The sequence below is a fragment of the Metabacillus dongyingensis genome (assembly GCF_019933155.2).
Taxonomy (GTDB): Bacteria; Bacillota; Bacilli; order Bacillales; family Bacillaceae; genus Bacillus_P; species Bacillus_P dongyingensis.
Genome location: NZ_CP082944.1, coordinates 1,010,504 through 1,023,740, shown reverse-complemented (window position 1 = coordinate 1,023,740; position 13,237 = coordinate 1,010,504). Strand labels below are relative to the sequence as shown.

12 protein-coding genes are annotated in these 13,237 nt (G+C 39.0%); 5 read left to right on the top strand and 7 right to left on the bottom strand.

Annotation, left to right across the window (positions count from 1 at the left end; translation table 11 throughout):
* Positions 1-90: 90 nt before the first annotated feature.
* The gene (locus tag K8L98_RS05175) at positions 91-1,080 is read right to left on the bottom strand and encodes a lipoate--protein ligase (protein ID WP_223440204.1); all 990 of its coding nucleotides are present in this window, start codon (positions 1,078-1,080) and stop codon (positions 91-93) included.
* A 12-nt stretch (positions 1,081-1,092) separates the two neighbouring features.
* Positions 1,093-1,833: an MBL fold metallo-hydrolase gene (locus tag K8L98_RS05170; protein ID WP_223440202.1), complete on the bottom strand. Its 741-nt coding sequence runs from the start codon at positions 1,831-1,833 to the stop codon at positions 1,093-1,095.
* A gap of 150 nt (positions 1,834-1,983) precedes the next feature.
* On the opposite strand from K8L98_RS05170, the gene yhfH reads away from it, so the two are divergent.
* Complete coding sequence (yhfH, locus tag K8L98_RS05165) at positions 1,984-2,118, top strand: protein YhfH (protein ID WP_070879296.1); 135 nt, start codon at positions 1,984-1,986, stop codon at positions 2,116-2,118.
* A gap of 104 nt (positions 2,119-2,222) precedes the next feature.
* On the opposite strand, the gene K8L98_RS05160 is transcribed toward yhfH, so the two are convergent.
* From K8L98_RS05160 to K8L98_RS05140, 5 genes are all read right to left on the bottom strand, one after another.
* Positions 2,223-4,286, bottom strand: coding sequence for a catalase (locus K8L98_RS05160; RefSeq protein ID WP_420828826.1), 2,064 nt, complete (start codon positions 4,284-4,286; stop codon positions 2,223-2,225).
* A gap of 167 nt (positions 4,287-4,453) precedes the next feature.
* The gene (gene lsrF, locus K8L98_RS05155) at positions 4,454-5,248 is read right to left on the bottom strand and encodes a 3-hydroxy-5-phosphonooxypentane-2,4-dione thiolase (RefSeq protein ID WP_223440199.1); all 795 of its coding nucleotides are present in this window, start codon (positions 5,246-5,248) and stop codon (positions 4,454-4,456) included.
* A 14-nt stretch (positions 5,249-5,262) separates the two neighbouring features.
* Positions 5,263-5,619, bottom strand: coding sequence for a cupin domain-containing protein (locus tag K8L98_RS05150; RefSeq protein ID WP_223440198.1), 357 nt, complete (start codon positions 5,617-5,619; stop codon positions 5,263-5,265).
* A 26-nt stretch (positions 5,620-5,645) separates the two neighbouring features.
* Complete coding sequence (gene lsrK, locus K8L98_RS05145; protein WP_223440197.1) at positions 5,646-7,205, bottom strand: autoinducer-2 kinase; 1,560 nt, start codon at positions 7,203-7,205, stop codon at positions 5,646-5,648.
* Entirely contained in the window at positions 7,183-8,151 is a 969-nt protein-coding gene (locus K8L98_RS05140; RefSeq protein ID WP_223440196.1) for a sugar-binding transcriptional regulator, read from the bottom strand. Before K8L98_RS05140 ends, lsrK begins: the two co-directional genes overlap by 23 nt.
* Positions 8,152-8,448: 297 nt before the next feature.
* Between K8L98_RS05140 and K8L98_RS05135 the strand changes: the two genes are divergently transcribed.
* Genes K8L98_RS05135 through lsrB form a run of 4 tightly spaced genes read left to right on the top strand, consistent with a single transcriptional unit; the run spans position 8,449 to position 13,123 of the window.
* Positions 8,449-9,990: a sugar ABC transporter ATP-binding protein gene (locus K8L98_RS05135; protein WP_223440195.1), complete on the top strand. Its 1,542-nt coding sequence runs from the start codon at positions 8,449-8,451 to the stop codon at positions 9,988-9,990.
* Positions 9,990-10,988 carry an ABC transporter permease subunit gene (locus K8L98_RS05130; protein ID WP_223440194.1) on the top strand — a complete coding sequence of 333 codons (999 nt, stop codon included), beginning with the start codon at positions 9,990-9,992 and terminating at the stop codon, positions 10,986-10,988. Before K8L98_RS05135 ends, K8L98_RS05130 begins: the two co-directional genes overlap by 1 nt.
* A gap of 16 nt (positions 10,989-11,004) precedes the next feature.
* A complete protein-coding gene (locus tag K8L98_RS05125; protein WP_223440193.1) occupies positions 11,005-12,018 on the top strand; it encodes an ABC transporter permease in 1,014 nt (337 codons plus the stop codon).
* Positions 12,019-12,034: 16 nt separating this feature from the next.
* Positions 12,035-13,123: an autoinducer 2 ABC transporter substrate-binding protein LsrB gene (gene lsrB / locus K8L98_RS05120; protein ID WP_338037019.1), complete on the top strand. Its 1,089-nt coding sequence runs from the start codon at positions 12,035-12,037 to the stop codon at positions 13,121-13,123.
* Positions 13,124-13,237: the final 114 nt, after the last annotated feature.

The following is a 13,237-nucleotide window of genomic DNA, read 5'->3' as shown; positions in this document are numbered from 1 at the left end:
ATTTTATGGTACAGAAATTCTCAAGAAACGGCTCACCTAAATTATTTCAAAAAAAAGATGCCCGATTTTTCGGACATCCCCTTACTTATGTTAATACAGCAGCTCGATAAATTGATCTTTTTCCACATTTCCAAAATAGTGTTTGATATCAACATCCCTGAAAGCCATTTCAATCGATGAACGATCATATTGCTGGCCTTTTAAGCGATTTTCAATATCTTCAACATTTCCGACTCCAAAGAAATCCCCGAAGATTTTGCAGTTTTCAATCCTGCCTTTATGAACTTCCAGGCGAACATCAATTTGGCCGATAGGAAAACGGTTTGAGTGCTGAAGATTAAAGGCTGGAGATTTGCCGTAATTCCAGTTCCAGTTTTGATAGCGTTCTTTTGAGAGTTCAGTGATCTTTTCCCAATCTGATTCTGTCAGTTTATACTGGGGAATTTCGCCATCTGTATCAAAGATATAACGGAGAATGATCTCTCTGAATTGTTCAATCGTGATTTTTTCTTCAAGAAATTCGCTGATGTTTGCTACCCTGCTGCGAATCGATTTTATGCCCTTGGATTCAATCTTGTCCTTTTTCACATTTAAAGCGGAAACAACATTCTCCATCTCAGAATCAAACAGAAGTGTACCATGGCTGAACATTCTGCCTCTCGTAGAGAATTGAGCGTTGCCTGATATTTTTCTGCCTTCAGCTAAAATATCATTTCTTCCGCTAAGCTCTGCATCAACTCCAAGACGTTTTAATGCACGGGTCACAGGTTCAGTGAATTTTTTGAAATTGTGAAAGCTGTCTCCATCGTCTTTCGTAATAAAGCTGAAATTCAAGTTTCCAAGATCATGGTAAACCGCTCCGCCCCCTGATAATCTGCGGACAACATGCAGCCCTTGATCTTCTACATATTTCGTATTAATTTCTTCTATTGTATTTTGATTCTTCCCAATGATGATGGAAGGTTCATTAATATAGAAAAGAAGGTAAGTTTGTTCAGGATCTAAATTTTTCAGGCAATACTCCTCGATCGCCAGGTTTATTCTTGGATCCGTAATCCCTTGATTATCGATAAATAGCATTTTTTGTTCCTCCTAATTTTCCTGTGTCCACTGTAAGCCGGAAGCAGCAAGGCGGACAGGGCCTTTATATATGGTCTTGGCTTCTCCCACTAAGTCCAAATGATTACCGAAATGCGGCAAATGAGTAAGCATTAATTCCTTTACGGAAGCACGGCTCGCCAGGTTAGCTGCATCGTAGCTATTCATATGGCCTGCACCTGACCCATCCATCTCTCCGTAAAAATTGCACTCACAAAGAAGCAGGTCTGCATTTTCCGAAAAGGGAATAAACTCATCAATGAAACTTGAGTCAGCTGTATAAACGACTTCTGCAGCACCATCAGAAATCCTCATTGCAAAGCAGTCAACCGGATGCTTTGTTCTTAAAAAACAAATGGTGAAAGGACCGATTTGAATCTGTTCATTTGGATTATAAGCCTTCCCTATTGTTGCATCTTTATATGTAAGTCCTGCAAATTCCTTCTGATTGGCAGCATGTCCATAGATCGGCAGTGCTTTATTGCTCTTTTTTAAATACGCTGCAATCAGCCTTGCAAATTGCAGAGGTCCCACATCTGAAATATGGTCATGGTGATAGTGGGAAAGAATGACAGCATCAAGTTCTTCAGGCTTCACATAATTCTGCAGCTGTGATAAAACAGCACTTCCGCAGTCTACAAGCAGCCTAAACCCGTCCGATTCAAAAAGATATCCTGATGTCGCCTCATTAACAGCAGGATACCCGCCCCAAAAACCAACAACTGTTACCTTCATTACAATCCTCCTTTATTTTTATTCCTACCTCTCAATATACCCATTTTTATAAAAAATTGCATGTTTTATGACATTGTTACAAAACAGATGTTGACATGTTACCATCTGTTATAATACAATAACAGTAACAACAACTTGGAGGGGATACCAATGTTAGTTAAAATGACTGAATTTTTCAAAAACCTGCCTGCAAAGAAGTGTTTGGAGTGCGGGGATAAAATTGAAGAACAGCATGAGTGTTATGGCAATACATGCGATAAATGCATGAAAATCAACCACATTTAACCTTTGTTCATCCTAACAATACCTATATTTGGAGAAAGAGCCCTGCGTTCTTTCTCTTTTTTTATGCAAAAAAAGACACTGAGAAAACAGTGCCTTTTCTTCTATTAAACTTCTCTGTCCCAGTGGCGGTGCTCGGCTGCAGCTGCAATAAATGCATCGGAGAAAGTCGCCGCTTTTTCTGCTTCTCCAGCAACTACTACGCCTGAACCATTGCCAATTCCTGCTGCCTCTAGAATCTCGGCAGCTTCATATGCTGCCCCAATCGCTTTGAAATGGCTGAAGCCTTCTTTCAAGAATGCAATCGCTTCTTTTTTCTGCAGTAAGAGATCCCTGCTTTTAGTACCTCCTGCAATGTAAATGGAGTCAAATAAAACGGAATCACTGGTTAGGAAAGTATGGTCCACTTCAAGCTCGTGACCGTCATCACTTTTAAGCGGGCTCAGGGTGTGACTGACCACTTCTGGCGTCATACCTGCTTCTTCTAAAGCACTTAAGAATGGATTTAGTTGAGCAGCAATGTATCCGTCCTCAACTAGTACCGCTACTTTGCGTGTGTCCGGAACTTTTATTGTTTTTTCCTGACTGAGTGCAGGTGATGAGTTCGTTGCACCTGACTCTAAAGCAGCATTATTGACGGCAGCTCCAAGGCCTGCTGCGACTTCTTTTGCAAGCCTCATATCTATAGAACTGATCATGTCCACAACCTGCTGCTGAACATCTTTGCTCTTCACTTTTCCGAGCTCAAAGCGGAAAGCTGAGATGATATGCTGCTTTTCAATTTCCGTCATGCTGTTCCAGAACAGCTTAGCCTGTGAAAAATGATCCTTAAAGCTTTCACTGCGCTGACGGATTTTACTTCCCTCTACCTTTTCCTGATAATGGACATAGCCTCCTTCTTCTTCAGCAGCGGGACGAGGGTCATTTTGAGCAAGTGAATTCTTATGATAAGCCGTCTGACCGCGATTGATCGTCATGCGGTGCATGCCGTCTCTTTGGTTGTTATGGAACGGACAGACGGGACGATTGATCGGAAGCTCATGGAAGTTTGGACCGCCAAGTCTTGAGAGCTGTGTATCTGTATATGAAAATAAACGCCCCTGAAGCAAAGGATCATTTGAAAAATCAATGCCGGGTACTACACTTCCCGGATGAAACGCAACCTGTTCAGTTTCTGCAAATACGTTATCCTGGTTGCGGTCCAATGTCATTTTTCCAATCAATTTTACAGGAATGATTTCCTCCGGCCATAGTTTTGTCGGATCGAGAATGTCAAAGTCGAAGTTAAATTCATCCTCTTCTTCTATGATTTGAACGCCAAGCTCATACTCTGGATAATCTCCATTTTCAATCGCTTCATAAAGATCTCTTCTATGAAAATCAGGATCTTTTCCTGCAAGCTTTTGAGCTTCATCCCAGACAAGAGAATGAACACCAAGCTTCGGCTTCCAGTGGAATTTAACAAAGCGGCCCTTTCCTTCCTCGTTTACAAATCTGAAGGTATGTACGCCAAATCCCTCCATCATCCGGTAGCTTCGCGGGATTGCCCGGTCGGACATTGCCCACATAATCATATGTGCTGATTCCTGATTGTTAGCAATGAAATCCCAAAACGTATCGTGAGCAGTAGATGCCTGAGGCATTTCATTATGCGGTTCAGGTTTTAGTGCGTGCACCAAATCCGGAAACTTAATCGCATCCTGAATGAAGAAAACCGGAATGTTATTTCCGACTAGATCATAATTTCCTTCTTCCGTATAGAACTTCGTTGCAAATCCTCTTGCATCTCTTACTGTATCACCTGAACCCCTGGAGCCCGCCACCGTTGAAAAACGGACAAATACAGGTGTTTTAACAGATGGATCCTGAAGAAATTTAGCTTTTGTGAACTCTTTCATCGGCTCGTAAACCTGAAAATAACCATGAGCCCCGTAGCCCATAGCATGCACAATTCGTTCAGGAATGCGCTCATGATCAAAATGAGTCATCTTTTCCCTGAAATGAAAATCTTCCATAAGTGTTGGGCCCCTGACACCCGCTTTCAAAGAATGCTCATCATCTGAAACACGCAGCCCCTGATTCGTTGTCAGCTTTTTCCCTGTATCATCAACCCGGTAGGCTTCTAACTGTTCGTCCTTGCTGTTTTTAGAGTGCTTGTCCAATTGATTCATCCTTCCGTTCTATTATATTTACTCTATTGAATTACCACATAATTTCGGCAATGAAACTCATTTTTAATTAAAACAGGCTTTTTGTAAAATTAGAGTAAAAATAAAAAAGACACTGCCTTTACAGTGTCTCGCTGCCTGCATTATTCACCTTCAAGATTTTGAAAGATTTATGATGTCTTAACTCTTGTAACAGATTCATATAACTCAACAGCTTCATTGACAGAGTAATTTTGTTTAACAATTGAATGGATCGCTTTAATCATGGCTGTAGGATGGGATGATTGCCAAATATTGCGGCCCATATCAACTCCAGCCGCACCTTGCTCCATTGCATTATAGGTAATTTCCAATGCTTCGCGAATAGTATCAAATTTAGGTCCCCCAGCTATAACGATTGGAACTGGACATTTACTAGTGACTTTTTCAAAATCATCACAGTAATAGGTTTTGACAATATCTGCTCCCATTTCCGCCGTTACCCTCGATGCTAAAGCAAGGAAGCGGGCATCCCTCTTTTCAAGCTCTTTCCCAACTGCTGTAATACCTAGAACAGGCAGCCCAAAGTCATGTGCATCTGTTACAGCATGTGCAAGATTTGTAATTGTTTGAGTTTCATATTCTGAACCAACAAACACAGAAACACCCACTCCAACAACATTATGACGAATTGCTTCTTTTATTGATGTGACAATCGTTTCGTTTGCCAGGTCTTTCCCAACTACTGTTGGCCCTCCAGAAATTCGCAGGACCATAGGCTTTTCAGTGTTATCGGAAATACTTGCAGCAAGCGTCCCTCTGGTTAAGTATAAAGAATCTGTATAAGGCAGCAGTTCTTTTACCGTCTCTCCCGGCTTTTCCAGCCCGCTGATTGGTCCTAGAAAATAACCATGATCAATAGCCAGCATGACAGCTCTTCCATCCGGCAATATTTTATTCAAACGATTTCTAAATCCCCAACTCATAATCTATCCTCTCCTTAATTAATGATAGGGTTATCAACAATGACGGAATCTTTTTCAGTTATATGAGGTGACTTAATAAATACAGCCTTAAATATCTCAGATGAATTATTGAACAGATAATGAGAATCACCAGGCCGGCATTGGATTAAATCTCCTGGCTTTGCCGTATATTTATTATTATTAATATAAAAATCTATCGATCCTTCAAGAATATAGAAATCCTCTTCACAGGTTGTATGATAGTGATTGGGAAAATCCTGACCCGGTTTTAAAACAACAATCCCTATATCAACATTAGGGCCTTGAAGTAAGTATTTGGGCCCGTTATCTCCAAAGCGATATTCAAAGTCATTTTCATTCACTTTTTTCATCTATTCACCTCCCTTCAAAGTGAATTTTATAGGCCTGGAGCCTTCCACATGTGATTTGTTAATCCACTGTCGGCAATGCGCAGCTGCTCGATATAAATATTTCTCCAATGTTCATAAATAACAAGGTATTTTTCATGACTGACAGGATTAGGGGTGTGAATACGATCCCACTTTACTACTTTCTCAACGGCTTCGTAGATATCGGAATATAGACCTGCACCAATCCCTGCAAATAAAGCTGTACCTAGCGCAGCTGCTTCTTTTACTGCAGGGATTTTCACTGGAATCCCCAAAACATCAGCCAATGTTTGGCTCCATAGTTTCCCTTTTGAAGCTCCACCTGCAAAAATAACTTCTTTTGGATAGAATCCAGTTTCTTCTTGAATGATTTTTAGATTTCCTAGGGTGATTAAGGCGGCGTTTTCTTGGAGTGATTTAAACATTTCTTTTTTGCCTGCTTTGTGAGGATCTAGACTAAGGTTGATAAAGGAAGGTGATGCATGTCGCCAAGACATGTAATTCATGACGTCTGAAAAAATAGGCATAATTCCATGAGACCCAATTGGTACATCTTTTGCTTTTTCTTCTAGTATTTCATAAGCATCTTTCCCGGAAGCAGCTGCTTGTTCTTTCTCACTATCACAGAAAGCATCCCGAAACCACCGCATCACAAGTCCCGGAAAAAAAGCTATTGTTTCAATTTGCCATAAGTCTGGTACAGCATGACAGTTCACACGGATACGCCCATGTCTGTCAACCAGCGGCTTATCGATATTCACCTCTTGCTGCCAAAACGATCCGCCCGAAATAACGGTTTGGTGCTTACGGACTGCACCCACTCCGACCGATGCCATTTGTGCATCACCTCCACCTGAAATCACCAGGGTGCCAGGTTTCAAGCTTGTTATGGATGCGCTTTCATTTGTGACTGTGCCAAGAATGGTGCCAGCTTCTTTTACTTGAGGGAATATACTGCTTTTTATTCCGCAAAGATCAGTGACTGCGGAAGTCCATGTGCGTTTACTTAAATCGAAGATGCCAGTGGTACAGCCATTGGAAGGATCTGCCTTTAATTCTCCAGACAACTTATAAAGAATCCAGTCATTTATCATTGAAATAGATGCAGCTTTTTCGTAAAGTTCAGGTTTATGATTCTTCAGCCACAACAATCTGGGAAGAGCGCCCAAAGCAAAAGTTTGTCCAGATAGTTCATAGATTTTCTGTTCTAGGTCTGAATCTATTGATTTAAGCAATTTAACTTCCTCTGAAGCGCGTGCATCTACGTTTGCACAAGCCCATATCTCCTCTCCGTTTTCATCGTATAGCACAAATCCCTCCCTCATACTAGTAGCGCTGATAGCTTTAATCTCATGTGGATCTATGTTGCTTTCTTCTAACAAATTCTTTATACATCTTACAGTTAGCTCCCAATTCTTGCTCCAGTCAAAGTCCATTGAGCCTGGATAATTTTCATCTGATAAATGAGTCCATTCCGCCTGTGAAACAGATGCCTGGTTACCTTCTAAATCAAATAAAACTGCACGGACACTCCCTGTGCCCGCATCAAGCGCCAGAATGTAATTCATTCTTGCTTTCCACCTCCATTTTAATTAGAGATTCTGCAGTTGATTCATCTGTAATCATAGTATGGATATATTTACCTTTCAAAGCGCCGTAAATCGCTTCTACTTTCTTATCACCTCCCGCTACTGCAATGACATTGTTCATTTCTTTAAGTGTTGAGAGCTTTGTACCTATCAATCTGGCATGATGAGGCAAATCCAGAACTTCCCCGTTTCTATTAAAAAACTGACCTAATATATCTCCTACAGCATTTTGCTGTTTAATGTGAGTCAGTTCATTAATGGTCATTTTTTCTTCAAGTATAATTGTTGCATCCGGATAAATACCGCCAATTCCTACAACCACATATTTTGATAATTTAGCGAGATCAAGAAATTCCTTTACAGATGGCTCATTTAAAAACTTAGCTGCCATTTCTTCAGTTGAAACCATGAAGGGGGTCGGAATAACATGTATTTTGTTAAATTTCCCAATCCCTCCACTGACTGAGTTGCTGTTAGGAAAATAATAATTCACACCTCCTGTTAGAGTTACGACAGATAATTCATTGTCTGTCTCCAATGACAGATGTTCGATTGTATTAGAAACTGCTTTTCCCCAACCAAAACCTACCAGGTCTTGCTTCTCAAGCTTGTTTTGAATAAATTGCGCTGCTGCCTTAGCTAATGAAGCACTTAAATCATTTTCTGCAATGGGAGTTGGAATAACAAATGCATTTTGAAGTGAAAAAGTCTCCTTAAATTCTTTTTCTATACTTAGACAGTTAGATCCATATCCTTTTATTTGAAATTGTACAACACCTTCTGCTCTGGCTTTATCAAGCAGTCTCACTACTTTATTTCGAGAAATATTCAAAATTTCAGCGATATCATTTTGAGTTAAATTTTCTTTGTAATAGTACCAAGCGACTTTTATTAATAAATTTTCCGTGAAAATATTTTCATTCATTGAAGAATCAACCTTTCAACTTTTGTCCGAACGATGAATAATTGTTCTAAATTTACAAAAAGTATATCATCCGTTTTTTTACAAATCAATCTTTATTTTAAAAAGTCTGAAAATTATAAAAGTATTGTTGACTTACCTTTTTTATTGTTTTATGATTTGTGTAAATATTTAACAAGCACTCTTCTGCAATAAACAAATAATCATACAATTAAAAAATGATCATCACAACTTCTTGTTAGACTCAAAAATGAAAGCGTTTTATTTTTGACTATTAATAATATAGGTGGTGAAAATCTGGTGAAAAATAACTTGAATGACTTTGCCTGCTTACTTGAAATCAATCAAATATATAAAAAATTTTCAGGCAATCCAGTATTAAGAGGGGTTGATTTAACTCTCCGTTCAGGGGAGATCTATGCCATAGTTGGAGGTAATGGCGCAGGAAAATCAACTTTAATGAAAATTATCACAGGTTTATATAAGCCTGACAGCGGAACCATGATAATTAGAGGAAAACAGGTTTCTTTCTCAAATACACATGATGCCCATCTGCATGGTATTTATTTAGTACCTCAGGAACCGTTGATCTTTCCGAATATGACTGTTGAAGAAAATATTATGATCGGTCTATCCGAAACGAAAACAGTTTTAAAAAAGAAAATTGAGAAAATCCTCATCCGTTTAGGCTGGACACTTGATTTACAAAAAAATGCTTTCTCTCTTGCTATAGCAGAACAGCAACTGGTTGAAATTATACGAGGCCTGGTTCGTGAAGCAGAAATATTGATTCTTGATGAGCCTACATCTACTCTTACTTTCGGTGAGATTAACTCATTGTTTCAAACAATTAAACAGTTATCTTCTGAAGGTTTAGGGGTTTTCTATATAACTCACAGATTCTCTGAAATATTTACTTTGGCAAATTCTGTAGCAGTTTTAAGAGACGGGATAATATCGGCAAAAGGTCCTGTTTCAAAATTCAACTACGAAAAATTGCTTGAAGGACTTGTGCCTGCAGCATCCTCTCTCAGAAGACATAAAGAAGAAACAAATTTTTTAGATAGCGGGCCTGCCGTAATTTCCAATAAAGAAACAGTTTCAACTAAACCTGCTCTGGATGTTTACCAACTTTCAAGTAAGTGTTTCCACACTATTTCCTTTCAGCTTTTCCCAGGTGAAATACTTGGAATTGCAGGTGTAGTTGGAGCGGGCCGTACTGAATTAGCAGAATCTATATTTGGAATTGGCAAGTTTTCGCAAGGTCGAATTTTATTAGATACAGTTGATATAAGTAAGCTGTCAATTCGACAAAGAATTAATAAAGGACTCGTTTATCTCCCCGAAGACCGGCATACTCATGGGATATTTTCAATTACTTCAATTAAGAATAATATCACCTCTACTATATTAGATCGTTTAAAAGGTATATTTTTACCTGTTAAACACGAAAAACTTCTCACATCAAAATACATCTCAGATTTAAAAATCAAAGCAACGAATAGTGATCAAGAGCTTAAGGAATTATCAGGAGGAAATCAACAAAAAGTAGTTTTATCAAAATACCTGGCTGCAGCACCAAAAGTAATCATGCTAGATGAACCAACCAGAGGAATCGATGCAAATGCCCGGACAGATATTTATCGAATGATTGAGGATTTAAAGGCAGAAGGCCGAGCAGTCTTGCTGATTTCCTCAGATATTGAAGAGATTCAAAAATTGAGCGACAGAGTTATTGTCATGCACGAGGGACATATCGTAAAGACACTTGAAAAAAGGGATATTACATTTGACGAAATCACCACTTCCGCTTTCGGAATCAATAAGGAGGCGATTACTTAATGTCCTTATTATTTCGTCTTCTAAAAGCCAGAGAACTATCCATTCTTCTATTTATGATCCTTTTTTTCGTAGTAGTGGGGGCAATAAACCACGAATTCATCGCAGGAGCTACCATTTCGTTAATGGTAAAAGCGAGTGTCATTCTTCTAGTAATGGCAATTGGACAGTCTTTTGTGCTGTTCACTTCTAATATCGATGTATCTGTTGGATCCATTATGGGTTTTGCGGCTGCAGTCTGCGGTGTTCTTCTTACAAGCGGATACAATATATGGCTAGTATTTTTTGCGGTTGTTCTAGTTGGGGCAGTTATTGGATTAGTAAATGGGATAGGCGTTTCCTATTTTAAAATTCCTTCTATTATTATGACACTTGGTATGTTGGGCATCATTAGGGGCATTATGCTTCTTTATACAGAGGGGATGTGGATTGAAGACATCCCGAATTTTTATAAAAAATTATCCGGATTAACATTATTGGGGGTGTCATTGCCTGTATGGATAACAATAGCTATTCTCTTTCTAGCACATTTTTATCTGACAAGAACAAGGTCAGGCAGATATTTTTATGCTGTCGGGGACAATGAAAATGGCGCTAGATCTGTCGGATTGCCAGTAGAAAAAATCAAGGTTCTGGCATTTATATTCTCCGGTATTTCCGCGTCTGTAGCCGGATTGGTTTTTGTCATGAATATAGGATTTGTTCCTAATCAGGCTGGAAGCGGAATGGAGTTACAAGTAATTGCGGCTGCAGTATTAGGCGGGGTTAGTTTAACAGGTGGGGTTGGAAGTGTTGTAGGAGCTGGATTAGGTGCTGTTTTCTTTACGGTGATTAATAGTTCGTTAGTTTACTTGAAAATACCTGCATACTGGAATGACGCTATTTCAGGGCTTCTATTATTAATAATCGTAGTAGGTGATTCTAAATTCCAAAAGTATTTAATCAAGCAGACTACTAGAAGTGAAAGAAAAGGAAAAATTATAAATCAAAAGATTTTTTAAAAAGGAGATACAGAGCATGACACCCCAAATAAAACGGCTACTTAAATGGGAGTTGGCATTATTTATATTTCTCTTTGCAGAAATCTTCTTTTTCGGCCAGCTTTCTTCCAATTTTCTTGATGTAAATAATCTTTTATATAGTCTTAATGATTTTGTATATATTGCATTAGCGGCGATTCCAATGACTTTTGTTATCATTACTGGCGGGATAGATGTTTCTATTGGTTCGATTATGGGATTATCTTCAATTACGTTCGGAGTATTATGGATGAATGGAATTAACGTTTGGCCAGCCTTAATTATCGCACTACTAATTGCAGTTATTGCTGGCTCCATTAATGGCCTGCTGATAGCGCTAACTGATGTTCAGCCATTGGTAGTGACATTGGGCGGAATGTTTTTATTTTCTGGAATAGCTCTTGTACTCTCAGGTGGCTCAAAGGCATCTGGATATGAAGGCATTGGGGGATTTCCAAATGAATTTGTTGAGATTGCAAATGGACAAATAGCCGGGATCCCTAATCCAATTTGGATATTGTTGGCTTCAATGATTTTATTTGGGGCTTTACTTCACTTCACCCGTTATGGACGTAACGTGTATTTAGTGGGGATTAATATAAAAGCTGCAAGGTATAGCGGTATAAAAACAAAATGGACAGTCATGAGCACCTACATGTTATCAGGTTTTGGAGGTGGTTTAAGCGGGATTATTCTCACTTCATATTTTAGTTCGGCACGTTCTGATTTAGGTGCTGAAGCTGTATTGCCTATTATTACTGCTGTCGTATTAGGAGGCACAAGCATTTTTGGCGGCAAGGGAAGTGTTTTTGGCACAGCGATAGCAAGCATTGTGATTGGGTTGATGCAATATGGTTTGCAAATGGCAAATATGTCAAGCCAGCAAACCAATATTGTAATTGGTTCAATGCTTATTATTGCGGTTCTGTTCAGAAGCACTAACTGGAATAATCTTAAAAATCTCCTTAGTTCCAACTTCAAAAGGAATAGACCATCCGTTTTGAAAAAATAGTAAGGGGGAATCAAAAATGAAGAATTTCAAAATGATTTCATTATTCTTAATTGTGCTTTTAATGATGAGCGTAATATGGGGCTGCAGCGGGAATCAAAAGTCTAGTTCTGATGTGAACTCATCTTCTGGCGGAGGGGAAGAAAAGAAAAATACCAAAGATGTAAAACTTGCCTTTATTCCTAAACTTACTGGTGTAGGCTTTTTTACCTCAGGCGGACAGGGCGCTAAAGAAATGGCTGAATCATTAGGAACTAACTTGAAATATGACGGGCCTACAGAAGCCTCTGTTGCAGGTCAGGTTCAATATATTAACAATTTCGTAAACCAAGGCTACAATGCTCTTATGATTTCATCTGTTTCTGTGGATGGCCTGAGTCAAGCACTGAAAAGAGCGAAGCACCGCGGGGTCAAAATCTTGACTTGGGATTCTGATGTAAATCCTAAGGATCGCTCATTCTATATAAATCAAGGAACCCCTGAACAATTAGCGGAACTTTTAATAAAGATGACTTCTGACCAAATTGGAGATAAAGGCAAAGTTGCTTTCTTTTACTCGAGCCCTACCGTTACTGACCAAAACCAGTGGGTTACTAAAGCAAAAGAAATAATTGAAAAGCAATATCCTGGATGGGAAATTGTTACTACTCAATACGGGGAAAATGATGCACAAAAATCGCTCTCTGTAGGTGAAAGCATTCTTAAAACATACCCTGATATTAACGCTATTATTTGCCCGGATGCGACAGCCCTTCCTGCAATGGCTCAGGCAGCAGAAAATCTCAAAAAAGAGAAAGAAGTGGTTGTTACTGGGTTCTCAACTCCTAATGTTATGAGAGACTACGTCAAACGGGGTACTGTTGAACAATTTGGCTTATGGGATGTCAAAAAGCAAGGGGCATTAGCGGCTTATGTTGCTTATTTAATGACTGCAGAAGGCAAAGAGCTTAAGGTTGGAGATGAATTCGAGGTTCCAGATGTAGGTAAAGTGAAGATTGAGCCTAATTCCATTCAAGGCTACGATTATGAAGCGGAAGACAGCGGGATTATTCTGTTGCCAGAACGTGTAATTTTTACAAAAGATAATATAGACGATTATGATTTCTAAATAGTTGTATCCTCGGATTATTTTAATCCGAGGATTTTTTTTATACTTTTTCACAGAAGCTGATGTTAGCCTGCCTAGATAAAGTTTTTATTAGCAGAAAAATTTTTGAGTAGA